At 64.7% G+C, this 15,185-nt stretch carries 17 protein-coding genes; 9 read left to right on the top strand and 8 right to left on the bottom strand.

The genetic code is table 11. The features are described from left to right. Positions 1-133 precede the first annotated feature (133 nt). From gmk to EP379_RS15150, 4 genes are read right to left on the bottom strand one after another with little or no spacing between them, the layout of a single operon-like run. Positions 134-760 (bottom strand): guanylate kinase, encoded by a 627-nt coding sequence (gene gmk, locus EP379_RS15165; protein ID WP_127478574.1) that lies wholly within the window; start codon positions 758-760, stop codon positions 134-136. Between the two features lie 23 nt (positions 761-783). Then, positions 784-1,182 carry a helix-turn-helix domain-containing protein gene (locus tag EP379_RS15160; protein ID WP_127478573.1) on the bottom strand — a complete coding sequence of 133 codons (399 nt, stop codon included), beginning with the start codon at positions 1,180-1,182 and terminating at the stop codon, positions 784-786. Beyond that, positions 1,179-1,436 carry a type II toxin-antitoxin system RelE family toxin gene (locus tag EP379_RS15155; protein WP_127478572.1) on the bottom strand — a complete coding sequence of 86 codons (258 nt, stop codon included), beginning with the start codon at positions 1,434-1,436 and terminating at the stop codon, positions 1,179-1,181. Before EP379_RS15155 ends, EP379_RS15160 begins: the two co-directional genes overlap by 4 nt. A gap of 42 nt (positions 1,437-1,478) precedes the next feature. Then, on the bottom strand, positions 1,479-2,342 hold the full coding sequence (locus EP379_RS15150) for a YicC/YloC family endoribonuclease (protein ID WP_127478571.1): 864 nt from the start codon (positions 2,340-2,342) through the stop codon (positions 1,479-1,481). 94 nt (positions 2,343-2,436) lie between these two features. Here EP379_RS15150 and EP379_RS15145 point away from each other — a divergent pair, with 94 nt between their 5' ends. The 5 genes from EP379_RS15145 to EP379_RS15125 all read left to right on the top strand — a co-directional run bounded on the left by EP379_RS15145 (position 2,437) and on the right by EP379_RS15125 (position 6,397). Beyond that, positions 2,437-3,405 (top strand): serine/threonine protein kinase, encoded by a 969-nt coding sequence (locus tag EP379_RS15145; protein WP_127478570.1) that lies wholly within the window; start codon positions 2,437-2,439, stop codon positions 3,403-3,405. Positions 3,406-3,422: 17 nt separating this feature from the next. Beyond that, the gene (locus EP379_RS15140) at positions 3,423-4,319 is read left to right on the top strand and encodes a PP2C family protein-serine/threonine phosphatase (RefSeq protein WP_127478569.1); all 897 of its coding nucleotides are present in this window, start codon (positions 3,423-3,425) and stop codon (positions 4,317-4,319) included. Between the two features lie 302 nt (positions 4,320-4,621). Further along, positions 4,622-5,338, top strand: coding sequence for a ribonuclease PH (gene rph, locus EP379_RS15135; protein WP_127478568.1), 717 nt, complete (start codon positions 4,622-4,624; stop codon positions 5,336-5,338). Between the two features lie 193 nt (positions 5,339-5,531). Continuing rightward, on the top strand, positions 5,532-6,125 hold the full coding sequence (gene rdgB / locus EP379_RS15130) for an RdgB/HAM1 family non-canonical purine NTP pyrophosphatase (RefSeq protein WP_127478567.1): 594 nt from the start codon (positions 5,532-5,534) through the stop codon (positions 6,123-6,125). A gap of 71 nt (positions 6,126-6,196) precedes the next feature. Further along, positions 6,197-6,397: a hypothetical protein gene (locus tag EP379_RS15125; protein WP_127478566.1), complete on the top strand. Its 201-nt coding sequence runs from the start codon at positions 6,197-6,199 to the stop codon at positions 6,395-6,397. Here EP379_RS15125 and EP379_RS15120 read toward each other — a convergent pair. Beyond that, positions 6,389-9,775, bottom strand: a complete 3,387-nt coding sequence (locus EP379_RS15120) for an EAL domain-containing protein (protein WP_127478565.1) — start codon at positions 9,773-9,775, stop codon at positions 6,389-6,391. The genes EP379_RS15125 and EP379_RS15120 overlap by 9 nt on opposite strands. Further along, positions 9,772-10,719: an ABC transporter substrate-binding protein gene (locus EP379_RS15115; protein WP_127478564.1), complete on the bottom strand. Its 948-nt coding sequence runs from the start codon at positions 10,717-10,719 to the stop codon at positions 9,772-9,774. Before EP379_RS15115 ends, EP379_RS15120 begins: the two co-directional genes overlap by 4 nt. Before the next feature lie 71 nt (positions 10,720-10,790). Here EP379_RS15115 and hemW point away from each other — a divergent pair, with 71 nt between their 5' ends. From hemW to EP379_RS15100, 3 genes are read left to right on the top strand one after another with little or no spacing between them, the layout of a single operon-like run. Beyond that, positions 10,791-11,948 (top strand): radical SAM family heme chaperone HemW, encoded by a 1,158-nt coding sequence (gene hemW, locus EP379_RS15110; RefSeq protein WP_127478563.1) that lies wholly within the window; start codon positions 10,791-10,793, stop codon positions 11,946-11,948. Continuing rightward, on the top strand, positions 11,941-12,198 hold the full coding sequence (locus EP379_RS15105; RefSeq protein ID WP_127478562.1) for a transcriptional antiterminator, Rof: 258 nt from the start codon (positions 11,941-11,943) through the stop codon (positions 12,196-12,198). The genes hemW and EP379_RS15105 overlap by 8 nt, the downstream gene beginning before the upstream one ends. Then, the gene (locus EP379_RS15100) at positions 12,198-12,404 is read left to right on the top strand and encodes a hypothetical protein (RefSeq protein ID WP_127478561.1); all 207 of its coding nucleotides are present in this window, start codon (positions 12,198-12,200) and stop codon (positions 12,402-12,404) included. Before EP379_RS15105 ends, EP379_RS15100 begins: the two co-directional genes overlap by 1 nt. 56 nt (positions 12,405-12,460) lie before the next feature. On the opposite strand, the gene EP379_RS15095 is transcribed toward EP379_RS15100, so the two are convergent. Together EP379_RS15095 and EP379_RS15090 are read right to left on the bottom strand one after the other, a co-directional pair. After that, on the bottom strand, positions 12,461-12,778 hold the full coding sequence (locus EP379_RS15095; RefSeq protein ID WP_127478560.1) for a TusE/DsrC/DsvC family sulfur relay protein: 318 nt from the start codon (positions 12,776-12,778) through the stop codon (positions 12,461-12,463). A 73-nt stretch (positions 12,779-12,851) separates the two neighbouring features. Next, entirely contained in the window at positions 12,852-13,889 is a 1,038-nt protein-coding gene (locus EP379_RS15090; protein WP_127478559.1) for an RNA methyltransferase, read from the bottom strand. An 80-nt stretch (positions 13,890-13,969) separates the two neighbouring features. Between EP379_RS15090 and EP379_RS15085 the strand changes: the two genes are divergently transcribed. After that, entirely contained in the window at positions 13,970-15,175 is a 1,206-nt protein-coding gene (locus EP379_RS15085; RefSeq protein ID WP_127478558.1) for a polysaccharide pyruvyl transferase family protein, read from the top strand. Positions 15,176-15,185: the final 10 nt, after the last annotated feature.

The raw sequence follows: 15,185 nt of genomic DNA, 5'->3' as shown, positions 1-15,185 counted from the left end.
GTCCTGAAAACGCACAAGCGACTGTCGGATATGAGGGTTTCACCGGAGATAAGCGAAGGGCCGGTGCCATTCCAACCTTTTCAGTCCACCAGTTGCGGCCATGCATGTTCATTTGCGGACCCATGGTGTTGGGTCAGGCCAGCAGCGCCTTGATCAGGGCGCCGTGGACGGCGGCCTGGCGCGGCTCGCGCAGGCGGTTGGCCCGGACGATGGCGGTCAGCTCGCCCAGGGCGGTGTCGAAATCGTCGTTGATCACCAGGTAATCGAACTCGAAGCAGTGGCTCATCTCGCTCACTGCGTCGCGCATGCGCCGGGCGATGACTTCGTCGCCGTCCTGGCCGCGGTTGCGCAGGCGTTGCTCCAGGGCCGCGCGGGAGGGGGGCAGGATGAAGATGGACACCGTGCCGGGGATCATCTGGCGCACCTGGCGCGCGCCCTGCCAGTCGATCTCCAGGATGACGTCGATGCCGTGCTTGAGCAGGTCCAGGGCGGCGGAGCGCGAGGTGCCGTAGTAGTTGTCGAACACCTGGGCGTGTTCCAGGAAGGCATGGTCGGCCACCATGCCGCGGAAGGTGTCCACATCGACGAAGTGGTAATCCTTGCCGTCGACTTCGCCCGGGCGCATGGCGCGGGTGGTGTGGGAGACCGAGACCTGCAGCCGATCGGTGTTCTGCAGCAGGGCCTTGACCAGGCTGGTCTTGCCGGCGCCGGAGGGGGCGGAAACGATGTAGAGGGTGCCTTGTTCGTGCTGGTGTTCCATAGCGGACCTGTGGTTTACGGGGTTCAATCCTGCGCGGGCGGCATGAGCAGATCGTTCATCTCCACCCGCAGTATTTGCGCCAGGGTACGCAGTGTTCTGGCCGAACCGGTCTTTTTACCGGCCTCGATCTGCGACAGATAGGATTTGCCGACACCGGCCTGGGCCGCGAGGGCCTCCTGAGTCAGGCCGCGGTGCTCGCGCCAGATGCGCAGCGGGTGTTCGGTCCCGGCCAGCAGGCGCTGTGCCACTTCCGCCGGGACCGCCTCGTCTGCACCGTTCTCCAGTTCGCGCAGGGCGGCATTGGCGGCGCGGAGGTCCTCGGCGTCTTCCGCCAGGGTCAGCAATTGGCGGTACAGTTCGATGGGTACGACGGCATATTCGGGTTTGCCGTCCTTCTCGATGATCTGGACCTGTGCGCTCATTTGTCGATGTCCCCTCGCGGCCCGGCCCTCAGCACCAGCAATACCAGCGCCTCGTCCTGGATATGGCAGATGGCGCGGTAGCCACCCACCCGCAGGCGCCAATAGGGTGAACCGGTCAGCGGCCTCCAGTCGCCACTATAGCCATGCGGATTGGCGGCGATCGCCGCCAGTTCTTCCTGCATCTTCCGGCGTACCGGGGCCGGCATCTCTGCCAGTTCCTTCAGAGCGGCCTTCTTGTATACCAGTTGGAGCATAAGTTTACTTCCGTGTTTACTTATGGTCAACAAAGGGGCGGGCTATTCGATATTCTGCACCTGTTCGCGCATCTGCTCGATGAGCACCTTGAGGTCCACGGCATAGCGGGTGGTGTCGACGTCCTGGGACTTGGAGGAGAGGGTGTTGGCCTCGCGGTTCAGCTCCTGCATCAGGAAGTCCAGGCGGCGGCCCACCGGCTCCTTCTGCGCCAGCACGCGGCGCACCTCCTCCAGGTGGGCGCTGAGGCGGTCCAGCTCCTCCTCCACGTCGAGGCGCTGGGCCAGCAGCACCAGTTCCTGTTCCAGCCGGGCCGGGTCCAACTCGCCCTTCAGCTCGGCCAGGCGGGCGTCGAGGCGCTCGCGGGCGCGGGCCAGCACCTCGGGGCGGCGGGCGTTGACCTGGGCGACGATCTCGCTCATGGCCGTGCAGCGTTGCAGGATCAGTTCCTTCAGTTTTTCGCCCTCGCGGGCGCGTGTGGCGACGAGGTCGGCCAGGGCGGCGTCGAGCAGGGTCATGGCCTCGGCGTGCAGGCGCTCGGGGTCGGGTGTCGGCAGCTGCAGCACGCCGGGCCAGCGCAGCACGTCGAAGGAGTTCACCGGCGCCGGGTTGTAGATGATGCCGTCGATTTCGCGGCTGACGTGGGCCAGCTGGGTCACCAGGTCGCGGTTGAGCTCCAGCGTGGCATACTCTGCCGGGGCCTGGTAGCGGACGGTGCAGTCTACCTTGCCGCGGCCGAGGGTCTGATTGATGCGTTCGCGGATGCGCGGCTCCAGCACGCGCACCTCCTCGGGCAGGCGCAGGCCCAGTTCGAGATAGCGGTGGTTGACCGAGCGCAGTTCGATGGTGAAGGCGCCCCAGTCGCCCTGGGATTCGCGGCGGGCGAATGCCGTCATGCTGTGAATCATGTACACTCCTCGGGCTAACGCTGCGGCTCGGGTCGGTCATGGTAACCCGGTTGCGCGGCGCTATAAAACAGGTTTCCCCTCAAACAGATAGCGGATGAACGACGCGCGCGACAATTACTGCCTGCAAAAGGGCACCCCGCTGGACAGCTACGTCATCGACCGGACCATCGGCGGCGGCGGTTTCAGCATCGTCTATCTGGCCCATGACGCCAAGGACGGCACCCTGGTCGCCATCAAGGAGTACATGCCACGCAAGCTGGCCTTCCGTGGCGAGGACGGTGTGTCGGTACACACCCTGCCCGACTCCGAGAACGGCGACAATTTCGCCCACGGCCGCCGCATGTTCTTCCAGGAGGCCAGCACGCTGGCCAACATCAAGCACCCCAACATCGTCAACGTGATCAACTTTTTCCGCGCCAACGGCACGGTGTACATGGTCATGGCCTACGAGAAGGGGATCAACCTGCAGGATTACATCAAGCGCCACGGCGGCGGCTTGAGCGAGAAGTTCATCCGTACCGTGTTTCCGCCCCTGCTGGACGGCATCAAGACCATCCACGGCATGGGCCTGTTGCACCTGGACATCAAGCCCGGCAACATCTTCCTGCGTCCCGGCGGCAACCCGATCCTGCTCGACTTCGGCGCCGTGCATCAGATGCAGAACAGCCGCAAGTATCAGCCGACCCAGGTGGTGACGCCCGGCTTCGCGCCCTACGAGCAGCTCACCCCCGGCGGCTATGTCGGGCCGTGGAGCGACCTGTACGCCATCGGCGCCTCCATGCGCGCCTGTATCGATGGCACCACGCCGCCGCCGGCGGACGAGCGGCGCATGAAGGACACCCTGAAGCCGGCAACACAGGCCTTCAAGAAACACTATTCCGCCGCCCTGCTCAACGCCATCGACTGGGCGATGGAGGTGGACCCGCTGCTGCGTCCGCAGACCGTCGATCAGCTGCTGGAGGCGATGAACCGCGAGGATCCGCCGGAGGAGCCGACCTCGCGCGGCGACTCCTTCCTCGATCTGCTGACCCGCGACATTACCTTGCCCTGGTCCAAGGGTTGAATCACAGGCCAAGACTGATGCATTACGAAACCGGCGTTGCCAATCATCTCGGCAATCGCAACAGCAACCAGGACCGCTTCGACATCGTCGAGACCGATGAGGGCGTGCTGCTGGTGCTGGCCGACGGCATGGGGGGGCATATCGGCGGCGAGATTGCGGCGCAGGCGCTGGTGGATATCGCGCGCGACCGCTATCTCAACAGCACGCGTCCGGTGGCCCAGCCGGGCCGCTTCCTCACCGCCATCATTCAGGCCACCCACGATGCCCTGGTGAGTTACGCCGCCGAGCAGGGCAGCGACAACATTCCCGGCACTACCGCCGTGCTGTGCCTGGTCCAAAACGGTCAAATCGATTGGGCCCATGTCGGCGACTCGCGCCTGTATCTGTTCCGCGACGGCCTGCCGGTGTTCCGTACCACCGACCATTCCTACGTCGAGCAGCTCTACCAGCAGGGCATCATCCGCCGTTCCGAGCAGGACACTCACCCGCGCCGCAACCACATCACCCAGTGCATCGGCGCCCTGCCGCAGGCGCCGGAGGTGGAGGTGGGCAAGGGCAAGAAGCTGCGTGTGGGCGATATCGTGCTGCTCTGCTCCGACGGCCTGTGGGGCGCACTGGACGATGCGCAACTGGGGCTGATGCTGCGCCAGGAGGGCAGCCTGGACGAGGTGCTCGAACACATGGCCATGCGCGCCGAGCAGATCAGCTATCCGCACAGCGACAACATCAGCGTGATAGCCCTGCGCCTCACCTCGCTGGCGGCGGCTGAGCCGCGACCGCGCCCGCCGGAGCCGCCCAAGCCCGTGCCGGAGTCCAAGCCGGCGACGCCCCACGTGGACGATGCCAAGCTGCAGAGTGCCATCGCCCAGATCGAAGAGGTGCTGCGCACCTACCAGGACGAGCTGAAGCGCTGAATCGCTTAAGGAAGCTCTGAATAAGTTCAGAGCTTCCGCGGCACAGGGATGTGCCGCCATTTTTCAACGACGATAAGTCGTTGAAAAATGAAGCCAAGCGAAAATCACACTTTTCGCTTGGCGTGGTTTTGTCCACGGATGGACTTATGTCGCGCAGCCCAGGGAGGGGCGGGAGCGACCTGAAAAGTCCAGGATGGACTTATTCAGACCTTCCTTAATTGCGGCAATGGGCTTCGCCTCGTTGCCGATGCCCGGTACAATGGTCGGGCCGCCCATTACACCCAGCCAACGAAGGAAATCCCATGCGCCCGAGTGGACGAGCGCCCGCTGAACTGCGCGCCATCAAACTTACCCGCAACTACACCAAGCATGCCGAAGGTTCCGTGCTGGTCGAGTTCGGCGATACCAAGGTGATCTGCACCGCCAGCGTGAGCGAAGGCGTGCCGCGCTTCCTCAAGGGCAAGGGCGAGGGCTGGGTCACCGCCGAATACGGCATGTTGCCGCGTTCCACCGGCTCGCGCATGAGCCGCGAGGCGGCGCAGGGCAAGCAGGGCGGCCGCACCATGGAGATCCAGCGTCTCATCGGCCGTTCGCTGCGCGCGGTGGTGGACATGGCCGCGCTGGGCGAGCGCACCATCACCGTCGATTGCGACGTGATCCAGGCCGACGGCGGTACCCGCACCGCCTCCATCACCGGCGGCTATGTCGCGCTGGCCGATGCCGTGCGCCATCTGCTCGACAAGAAGCTGATCAAGAAAAGCCCGCTGCATGGCCAGGTGGCTTCCGTATCCGTCGGTATCTATCAGGGCGTGCCCATCGTGGACCTCGACTACGCCGAGGACTCCAGTGCCGAAACCGACATGAACGTGGTGATGAACGACGGCGGCGCCTTCATCGAGGTGCAGGGCACCGCCGAGGGCCATGCCTTCCGCCGCGAGGAACTGGACGCCATGCTGGCCCTGGCCGACCAGGGCATCCGCCAGCTGCTGGAAAAACAGCGCGAGGCATTGGGACAGTAAAAGCAAAAGCGTTAAACGCAAAGACGCAAAGACGCAAAGGGCGCGAAGAACGCAAAGGTAAAGCGGTATTTGCCCCCGGAACATAAACGCAGCGTACGTTGCCCGGGCAAGGCGCACTGAACGCCGTTCCGGGGATACCCACTTTGCGAACTTGGCGCCCTTTGCGTTTAACCTTCTTTTTTTCGGAGGCGGTATGAGAAAGGTCGTATTGGCCAGCGGCAACAAGGGCAAGGTGCGCGAGTTCGGCGAGATCCTCGCCGGTGCCGCTATCAGTATCGTGCCGCAGAACGAGCTGGGCGTGCCGGAGGCGGAGGAGACCGGGCTGACCTTCGTGGAAAACGCCATCCTCAAGGCGCGCAATGCCGCGCGCCACACCGGCCTGCCGGCCATCGCCGACGATTCCGGCCTGGAGGTGGATGCACTCAGGGGCGCCCCCGGCATTTATTCGGCGCGCTATGCCGGCGTCGGGGCCGGCGACGCCGCCAATCTGCAAAAGCTGCTCGCCGATATGCGCGATGTCCCGGCGGATCAGCGCACGGCGCGCTTTCAGTGTGTGCTGGTGTATATGGAACATGAACTCGATCCGACGCCGATCATCTGCCAGGGCAGCTGGGAAGGTGTAATCGCCTTCGAGCCCCATGGCGAGGGTGGCTTCGGCTACGACCCGGTGTTCTTCGTACCGGCACACAACGCCACGGTGGCCGAACTGCCGTCGGCGCTGAAGCATGAGCTCAGCCACCGCGGTCAGGCGTTGCGCAAGTTGTTGGCGGCGTTGCGACAGGGGTAGCGCTTTGCAGTGCGGGCTGTATCGTCCGCTGTGGTTGGTTGCCAGGGATGCAAAAACGGAGGGAGCCGTAAATGATTGAATGTGAGCAGTTGCAGCAGTGCCCGGTGTGGAAGAACTTCGGCACGCTCGCCGCCAATGTTTGGATCAACAATTACTGCAAGGGACCACGGCGCGAACGCTGCGCCCGCCTGCAGTTGTTTCGTTCCGGACAGGCCGTTCCGGCGGATCTGCTGCCCAATGGCACGCGTGCCGGTATTCGGCAATCAGTCTGAACGCTGGCGCAGCCAGGACGCCAGTTCCTCCGGCGGCAGCGGCCGGCTGTACAGATAACCTTGGATCTCGTCACAGCCGAGGCGGCGCAGGATAGCCAATTGCGCCGCGGTCTCCACACCCTCGGCAATCACCACCAGCCCGAGACTGTGCCCCAGGTTGACCACGCCGGAGGCGATGGCGCGGTCGTCGGCATCGTTCTCCAGTTCGCGCACGAAGGATTGATCCAGCTTGAGCTTGTGCAGCGGGAAGCGCTTCAGGTAGGCCAGGCTGGAGTAGCCGGTACCGAAGTCGTCCACGGCGATCTGCACGCCGAGCCGATCCAGTTGTTCCAATACCCTCAGGGTGTTTTCCAGATCCTGCGCCAGCAGGCTCTCGGTGATCTCCACCTCCAGATATTCGGGCTGCAGGTCGCTTGCATGGAGTGCATGCTGCACCGCTGCCAGAATATCGCCGAGGGAAAACTGCCGTGTCGAAACGTTCACCGCCATCACCATGGGCGGCAGGCCGGCCTCCTGCCAGGCCTTGTTCTGTCGGCAGGACTCCTGCAAGACCCAGGTGCCTAGCTGGCTGATCAGACCGCTCTCCTCGGCGATGGGGATGAACTTGGCCGGCGAGATGAAGCCCATTTGCGGATGCCGCCAGCGCAGCAGTGCCTCGACACCGATGACCTTGCCGCTGGCAAGATCGATTTGCGGCTGATAGTTGAGGGACAACTGGTTCTGCTCCAGTGCCGTGCGCAGGGCGCTCTCCAAGGTGAGACGCTCCATGGCCGCCTCGTTCAGTTCCGGCGTGAAGAAGTGATAGCGGTTGCGGCCGAGTTCCTTGGCCTTGTACATGGCGATATCGGAACTCTTCATCAGATCGTCGAAGTCGGCGCCATCGTTGGGATAGATGGCGATGCCGATGCTGGCCGTGATGTTGAGGGTGTGTCCGTCGATCACGAAGGGCTGACCCAGGCGCATGAGCAGATTGCGCGCCACATGGGCCGCGTTGGTCGCATCCGTGTGCCCGAGGACGATCAGGAATTCGTCACCACCCAGCCGGCCGACGGTGTCGGTATGGCGCAGGGCGGCGCGTATGCGCTGGGTGGCTTCTTGCAACAAAGTGTCGCCGCGCAAATGGCCCAAGGAATCATTGATGGTCTTGAAGTGATCGAGATCGAGGAACAGGAAGGCTGCCGCCGTATGGGCGCGCTCCGATTTGCTCAGGATCTGTTCGCCGCGGTCGCGCAGCAGGGTGCGGTTGGGCAGCTCGGTCAGCGGATCGTAATAGGCGAGATAGCGAATGCGCTCCTCGGCCTGCTTGTAGGCAGTGATGTCGGTGGAAACGGAGATGTACTTCGACACCTTGCCCTGGGTATCGTGTACGGCCGAGATGGACGCCAGTGCTGGATACAGCTCACCGCTCTTGCGTCGGTTCCACAGCTCGCCCTGCCAGTAACCCGTTTCATTGATGGCCTGCCACATGGCGGCATAGAACGGCTGGTCCTGGCGGCCGGACTTGATGGTGCGGATATGTTTGCCGATCACTTCGTCGGCTTCGTATCCGGTCACCTTCGTAAAGGCACGGTTGACGCTGATGATGCGTTCCTCGGCGTCGGTGATCACGATCAGCTCGCGGCTGTTGTCGAATACCAGGGCAGCGAGCTGCAATTGTTCGTCGGCCTGCCTCTGGCCAAACAGGCGCCCTATCTGGGCGGCCAACAGGCCGAGCAGACTGTGCTCCTCGGCGAGAAATGGGTGGTCTGCGACAGCCACGGGCACCTGCAGGTAGCCGGCTTCGATGGCGCCGATGCTGTGGCCATTGTGCATGATAGGTGCAGTGATGGCCGGGCCATTGCCGTGGCCGCCGACGCCGTAGTTCCTGTCGTTGAGGGTGATGCGCGCCCAGGCCTGTTCGGCATACTGCAATGCCGGCGGGATGCGTGCGGCGATCTGTTGCAGCATCTCTTCCAGTGACAGATCGTGCTGCGCGATGATCTCCGAGGTGTCGAGCAGACAGCGCATCTCCTTGACTCGTTTGTTGAGCTCGTGATTGCTCCGCTCCAGCGCCTGCTCGGCCTGATGGCGGCGCTCCTCGCGCAGGAAGTTGTCCAGGGCAAAGGAGATATCCAGCGCCATTTCGTCCAGCAGATGCACCAGATCAGCGCTGAACAGATTGGCCTCTCCGCCGTAAAGATTGAGGGAACCGATGACCTGGCCTTCGCGGCGCAGGGGGAAGGCGGCGGAGGCAAGGAAGCCGGCGGCACGGGCGCGCTCGTGCCAGGCCGCGGTGTGCGGGTCATGCAGGAAATCGTTGCACAGGTAGTGTTCCCCCTTGCGCATGGCCGTGGCCGTCGGACCCTGTCCCTGCGGCAGCGCCGGGTCCAGCGAGATGTGCAGATTGGCCAGGTAATCCTCCGGCATGTTGGCACTGGCGACGGGGCGGATTTGCATCTGCTCGTCGGCGAAGCCGATCCAGGCAGCCGAGAGGCCGCTGTTCTCCACCGCGATGGTACAGATACGTGGCAACAATTCATCCAGCGACTGGCTGCGCACGATGGCGGTGTTCGTATGACTCAGCGTGGCATAGAAATCGCTCAGGCGGCGACTGTGCCTTTCGGCCTGTTGCAGATCGAGGTTTTGTGCCGCCAGGCGTTGCATCAGGCGGGTGAATTGTTGTGACAACTGGGCGATTTCGTCGCGGCCGCTGATGTGGGGCAGTGGAGCGGCATCGGCGTGTCCGAGCTGGATGGCCGTAGTCAGCTGCTCGATGCGGCGTACCAGGAAGAAGTGCAGATACAGCCAGAACAGGCCGGCAATGAACACTGCGCCGATGAAGCTGTAGATGGCGTGCCAAGTGGCATTATGGTAGGCCTGTGCCAGTTGCGGCGCAGCGTCATAGACAAAGACCAGCGCGCCGATACGTGCCGCCCGCAGCTCTCCCGACTTCAGCGGCAGGCGCAGTGGATAGACCGCATGCAGCACCGTATTTGTGTCGTCGAACCGTCTTGCGCCGGCGAGGGTCTGACGCGTCCGTGCCAGCAGGGCGGTATCGGGGGCATCGGGGAGTGTCGTCAGGGAACGCTGCAGCAGACGGTAGTCGGTGCTGTACAGCACCTGATCCATTTCATCCACCAGCACGGCCCAGCGCAGATCCGGCTGCGTCACCACGCTCTGCAGGGTACGCCGCACACTTTCCCAGTCCTCGTGAGTGAGCGCATCGCGCAGCAGCATGGTGAGCTGGTTGCCGGAATGGGCGGCGCGCTGGCTGAGCTCCTGTTGGATGCCCGTGTCGGCCTGGCGCAGTTCGAGCAGGTAGAGGACGGCCAGCAGCGGCAGGCTGGAAAGGATCAGTGCCAGGGGGATGGTGCGGCGCAGGGGATAGAGCCAGTTCACGGTGCCGTGCCCAATCGGATCGACTGCAGTACCGGCTGCGACAACAGGCCGGCTTGCTGCATTACCTGCTGCATGCGCTGCATGGTGTGGTGCAGGCTGCCGGGCCCATCGCCGAGCAAGATATGTTGGCGTGGCTGCTCGGCGAGCTCCATCAGGTTCCAGGCGGCCATCAGGTCGGCGCTGTCGATCTGTATGCGGCGGCTCAATGTCCCTGCTGCGGCCTGCGGGTCACGCTGCAACTGGGTCAGCGCCTGAAAATAGGCCGTTTCGAGCGTTGCCAGCACCGTGCGATGGGAACGCAGGGTTTCTTCCCGCACCACCAGCACATCCACCACCTCGCCAGGCAGCGCGCGACTGGAAAATATCTCCCGCGCACCGGCTGCGAGCAGGCGGCTGCGCTGTGGGTCGAAGGTGATTACCGCATCGACCTTGCCGCTGCGGTAGGCGGCCTCATGCTCCTGCAGGGGAACATGGACGATGGTGAGATCCTGGCTGGACAGGCCGGCCTGCTCCAGCAGGCGTGCCAGCATGTAGGCACCGAGGGCGTTGGTCTCCACGCCGAGGCGTCGGCCGCGCAGCTGTTGCGGGGTGTCGATGCCGGGGCGTGCGAGCACCACGTCGGCGCCATGGGAGATGGAGAAAACCAGTATGATACGCAGGTCTGCGCCGCTCTCTGCCAGGTGCAGCGCCTCGTCCAGGGTGACGGCGGCGGCATCGATGGCACGGTTGCGGAAGGCGCGCAGTACGTCTTCGGTGTTGTCGAAGTCCACCAGCCGGATCGGGTGCCCGTCGAACAGCCCCAGATCGCGGGCATGATACAAAGCGAGATAACCGGGCCAGGGATTGCTGCCGATGCGCAAGGTCGGCGCCGGGCTGCAACTGAGCAGGGCGATGGACAGGGCCAGCAACAGGCCGATGCGCATTGGATGGCGTATGGGCATCATCGGGATATAACAATTTTTCCTACAGTATACAGAGGATTGCCGGGAATCCAGTGCCGGGATCGAGGTTATTGATGTTTCGTTTTTCCGCCCCGCCGCCGCTCAGTCTTTACGTGCATGTGCCCTGGTGTGTGCGCAAGTGTCCCTATTGCGATTTCAACTCCCACGAGTTGAAGGGTGATATCCCGGAAGCGGCCTACGTCGATGCGCTGCTGGGGGATCTCGAACAGGATTTGCCGGCGGTGTGGGGGCGGCCGGTGTCCAGCGTGTTTATCGGCGGCGGTACGCCCAGCCTGTTGTCGCCGGAGGCATTGGACCGCCTGCTCTCCGGTTTGCGCGCGCGCCTCAGGCTGGCGCCCGACGCGGAGATTACCCTGGAGGCCAATCCGGGCACGGTGGAGGCGGGCCGCTTCGAGGAGTTCCACGCCGCCGGCATCAACCGCCTGTCCATCGGCGTGCAGAGTTTTGATGATGACACACTGCAGCGTCTCGGTCGCATCCATGGCCGGCGCGAGGCGTTGCGTGCGGCGGAGGCCGCTCACCACGCCGGTTTTGACAATTTCAATCTGGACCTGATGTTCGGTCTGCCTGCGCAGTCGCTGGCGCGTGGCATTGATGACATTGCCACGGCACTGGCGCTGGAGCCGACGCACATCTCCTACTATCAGCTCACGCTGGAGCCCAACACCGCCTTCCATCACCGTCCGCCCGCGCTGCCGCCGGAAGAGGAGATCGAGGCCATCCAGCGCCAGGGCCAGGCGCGTCTGGCCGCTGCCGGCTATGCTCAGTACGAGGTGTCCGCCTATGCGCGCGCCGGGCGGCAGTGCCGTCACAACCTGAACTACTGGCACTTCGGCGACTATCTCGGTATCGGTGCCGGCGCCCATGCCAAGATCACCCATGCGCCGGAAGGGCGCATCGAACGGTTGTGGAAGAAGCGCCACCCGCGTGATTACCTGGCGGCCGCAGACAAGGTGGAGGGACGTGCGACCTTGCGCCGCAGCGACGCGGCGTTCGAATTCATGATGAATGCGCTGCGTCTGGTGGAGGGTTTCGACACCGGGTTGTTTGGCCAGCGTACCGGCCTGGCCATCAGCGCAGTGACGCCAGCCCTGCAGGAGGCGGAGCGGCGCGGGCTGATCGAGTGGGATGCCAAACGCGTGCGGCCGACCGGGCGGGGCCGCGATTTTCTCAACGACCTGATCGAGCTGTTTCTGGACGGCGATGAGTGACGAAAGCGATTACCAGCCCATCGAATGTGGCCTGTATTCCGAGTACGAGGTGGCCATCATGCAGCGCCGACGCTGGCGCATGCACTGGCGCGACGAGACCGGCAACGATCACCTGGAGACCCTGCGCCCCACCGACCTGCAAACGCGCCAGGGTCAGGAGTTCATGCTTGCGGTCACCGATGGCGGTGCCGAACGCTGCATCCGTCTGGATCGCATCATCAGAATCGAAAATCTTGCAGGAGAGAAATAATGGGTGGCGGTGAACTGCTTTCCCTGTTGATCAACATCGGTGTGGGCGCCTACTTCGCCTGGTATTACCCGCGCAGCGTGCGTGGCAGGCTGGAGCGCATGCCGCGCATCTTCACCGTGTTGAACAAGGTGCTGCCGCCGCTGGGCTATCTGCTCATCGCGCTGTCGGTGATCTATGCCCTGCTGCGTGTCGGCGACGTGCTGTGATTGCCCCGCGGCATTGACCCGGTGGGCAACGGGGGCGCACGGCGCCCCCGCCCGCCTCAATCCATGTAGCTGATGGCCTCGGTACCCGGGTCCGGCAGGCCGGCGATGCGCCAGGCCTCGCGTGCGCCATGGAACAGCCGCTCCACGCAGTGCTGATCCAGTTCGCTGTTCAGGCAGGCCAGGTGCATAGGCGGCGGCGCGCCGTACTGCACGAAGTGTTCGCGCAAATAGCGGATCACGCGCCAATGCTCTTCTCCCAGACGCCCCAGGCCGTCGGCGATGGCCAGGTTCTGCGCCATCTGTTCGGTCCAGCGTCCGCTGTCGCACTCCATGCCGGGGCGGACATTGCGCAGTACTTCATGTTCGGTGGTCATGGCACACCTCCCGGGTTATCCGTCAGCCAAAAAACCTACCTTTTGTATCAAGTATAGCCGGTGGTGGCGCCGATCAAGGGGGAGCCGGAAAGGGGCGGGGCTGAACGTCGCCCGGCGGCGTCAGCCGGGCGCGCAACTGGCCGCAGCCGCCGTCGATGTCCTGCCCGGCGGAGTTGCGCAGTTTGGTGAGCACGCCGTGGCGGTGCAGGTAGCTGGCCATCGCCGCGGTGTGCTCCGCCGTCGGACGGCGGTGGCCCATGCCCTCGTTGCTGTTGTAGGGAATCAGGTTCATCACCGCGTACTTCCCCCTGAGCAGGCGCACGATGCCTTCCATCTCCTCCGGCGTATCGTTGATGCCTTCGAGCAGGGTCCACTGGTACTGGACGGGGTAGCGCGTGGCGCGGGCGTAGCGCTCGCCTTCTTCCACCAGCTCGGCCGGGTCGATGCGCGGTGCCTTGGGCAGCAGGCGGGCGCGCAATTCGGCATTGGTGGTGTGCAGCGACAGGGCCAGCGCCGGTTTCACCGTGCCCTGCGGCAGGCGTGCGAACACGCGCCGATCGCCCACGGTGGAAAACACCAGATTGTTGTAACCCACGGCGCCCAGGGTGCCGAGCAGTTCGATGGCCTCCAGCACGTTGTCCAGGTTGTGGGCCGGCTCGCCCATGCCCATGAACACCACCTTCTTCACCGGCCGCCGCCGCCGCGCCAACGCCACCTGCGCCACGATCTCCGCGCTGCTCAGCTGCCGCAGCAGACCGTCGCGCCCGGTCATGCAGAATACGCAGCCCACGGCGCAACCCACCTGGGTCGACACACACACGCCGCCGCGTGGCAGCAGCACGCTTTCCACCGTCTGGCCGTCGCCCAGTTCCACCAGCAGGCGCACCGAGTCGTCGGCGCCGGGATGGGAGGAGCGCACCCGGGCCAGGTGTTCCAGTGCCGCGTGAATCTCCGGCAAGGCCCGGCGCAGCGTCAGCGGCATCACGTCTTCCACCGCCTGTCGTTTCGTGCCGAGCGGCAGCGCCTGCAGCCAGGCGCGCAGGAAGCGCGCCTCGTGGGCGGGCCTGGCGCCGTGATGGCGTAAAAGCTGGCGCAGATCGTCGATACGCATGGGGAGCGCATGATAGCCGGAAACCTCTGCGCGCTCCTTATCCACAGCGGGGGAGCCGGGAGGGCGCGTATAGTTAAGCCATGGCAGACGACACCCCCCTCCTGCTGTTCGGCGCCTGCGACCGCCACAACTTCGGCGATCTGCTGTTCCCCCACATCGCCGCCGCCCTGTTGCCGGGGCGCCGGTTGATTCACGCCGGCCTCGCCGCGCGCGATCTGCGCCCATACGGCGGCCACCAGACCCGGGCCATCGCGCCACTGGCGCTGGAGCTGCGCGACCAGCCGCTCCATATCCTCCACGTCGGCGGCGAACTGCTCACCTGCGATGCCTGGCAGGCGGCGGTGATGCTGCAGACGCCGGAGCAGGCGCAGGAGATGATCGCCCGCTGCGAGCATGATCCCGCGCAGCGCCGCGCCTGGGCCGCGCGGACCCTCGGTCTCGGCGACGAGGCGCCGTACTGCATCGCCCGTGAGCTGTTTCCTGCGGCGAAGCCGGTGAGTTATTGCGCGGTCGGCGGTGTGGAGCTCGCGGATCGTCCGGCTGAACTGCGCAGGGAAGTGCTGGCGAAGCTGCATGCGGCAGACGGCGTGGGTGTGCGCGACAAGGTGACGCACGCCCATCTCGCGGCGGCGGGCATCGCCGCCATCCTGCTGCCCGACCCGGCAGTGATGGTGCGGGAATTGTTCGACGCTGAAATCCAGCGGCATGCCCGCCACGGCGAAGCGGCGCAGGTGCGCGCCGCCTTTCCGCAGGGTTATCTCGCCGTGCAATTCAGCGCCGACTTCGGTGATGACGCGACGCTGCGCATCATTGCCGCGCAACTCGACGCGATCGCCCGCGCCAGCGGATTCACCATCGTCCTGTTTCGCGCCGGTGCCGCGCCCTGGCACGATGACCTCGCCTGTTACCGTCGCCTCGCCGCCTGGATGCACGCCCCCGCGATCTGGTTGTTCAGTTCGCTGCACCTGTGGGATATCTGCGCCCTCATCGCGCACAGCCGTGGCTATTGCGGCAGCAGTCTGCACGGCCGGATCGTCGCCATGGCGCATGGCCTGCCGCGCATCAATGTACGGCAGCCGGCGCCGACAGAAATCCCCGCCAAGCAGAAGGCTTATTGCGCCAGTTGGGAGCTGCCGGGTCTGCCCGTGCAGGTGGCGGCGGGAGAGATCGCCGCCGCCTGGTCTGCAGCATCGGCCGTGCCACAGGCCATGCTGCGACAACACGCGGCAGAAATGGCCCAGGAATATCGTGGTTGTTTCGCAGCGCTTGCCGCGGGCCTGGCGTGACGGCACATAC

This window comes from Sulfurivermis fontis (genome assembly GCF_004001245.1).
Lineage (GTDB): Bacteria > Pseudomonadota > Gammaproteobacteria > Thiohalomonadales > Thiohalomonadaceae > Sulfurivermis > Sulfurivermis fontis.
Note: the sequence above shows the minus strand (reverse complement) of the source record. Positions and strands in the feature narration are given on the sequence as shown.

Bases quoted from the DNA above. Each gene is read 5' to 3' on its own strand.
- EP379_RS15105 (WP_127478562.1), top strand. From the start codon at position 11,941: ATGAGTGACGAAAGCGATTACCAGCCCATCGAATGTGGCCTGTATTCC.
- EP379_RS15115 (WP_127478564.1), bottom strand. From the start codon at position 10,719: ATGATGCCCATACGCCATCCAATGCGCATCGGCCTGTTGCTGGCCCTG.
- EP379_RS15090 (WP_127478559.1), bottom strand. From the start codon at position 13,889: ATGCGTATCGACGATCTGCGCCAGCTTTTACGCCATCACGGCGCCAGG.
- hemW (WP_127478563.1), top strand. From the start codon at position 10,791: ATGTTTCGTTTTTCCGCCCCGCCGCCGCTCAGTCTTTACGTGCATGTG.
- EP379_RS15150 (WP_127478571.1), bottom strand. From the start codon at position 2,342: ATGATTCACAGCATGACGGCATTCGCCCGCCGCGAATCCCAGGGCGAC.
- EP379_RS15125 (WP_127478566.1), top strand. From the start codon at position 6,197: ATGATTGAATGTGAGCAGTTGCAGCAGTGCCCGGTGTGGAAGAACTTC.
- EP379_RS15155 (WP_127478572.1), bottom strand. From the start codon at position 1,436: ATGCTCCAACTGGTATACAAGAAGGCCGCTCTGAAGGAACTGGCAGAG.
- rph (WP_127478568.1), top strand. From the start codon at position 4,622: ATGCGCCCGAGTGGACGAGCGCCCGCTGAACTGCGCGCCATCAAACTT.
- EP379_RS15160 (WP_127478573.1), bottom strand. From the start codon at position 1,182: ATGAGCGCACAGGTCCAGATCATCGAGAAGGACGGCAAACCCGAATAT.
- EP379_RS15140 (WP_127478569.1), top strand. From the start codon at position 3,423: ATGCATTACGAAACCGGCGTTGCCAATCATCTCGGCAATCGCAACAGC.
- rdgB (WP_127478567.1), top strand. From the start codon at position 5,532: ATGAGAAAGGTCGTATTGGCCAGCGGCAACAAGGGCAAGGTGCGCGAG.
- EP379_RS15085 (WP_127478558.1), top strand. From the start codon at position 13,970: ATGGCAGACGACACCCCCCTCCTGCTGTTCGGCGCCTGCGACCGCCAC.
- gmk (WP_127478574.1), bottom strand. From the start codon at position 760: ATGGAACACCAGCACGAACAAGGCACCCTCTACATCGTTTCCGCCCCC.
- EP379_RS15095 (WP_127478560.1), bottom strand. From the start codon at position 12,778: ATGACCACCGAACATGAAGTACTGCGCAATGTCCGCCCCGGCATGGAG.
- EP379_RS15145 (WP_127478570.1), top strand. From the start codon at position 2,437: ATGAACGACGCGCGCGACAATTACTGCCTGCAAAAGGGCACCCCGCTG.
- EP379_RS15100 (WP_127478561.1), top strand. From the start codon at position 12,198: ATGGGTGGCGGTGAACTGCTTTCCCTGTTGATCAACATCGGTGTGGGC.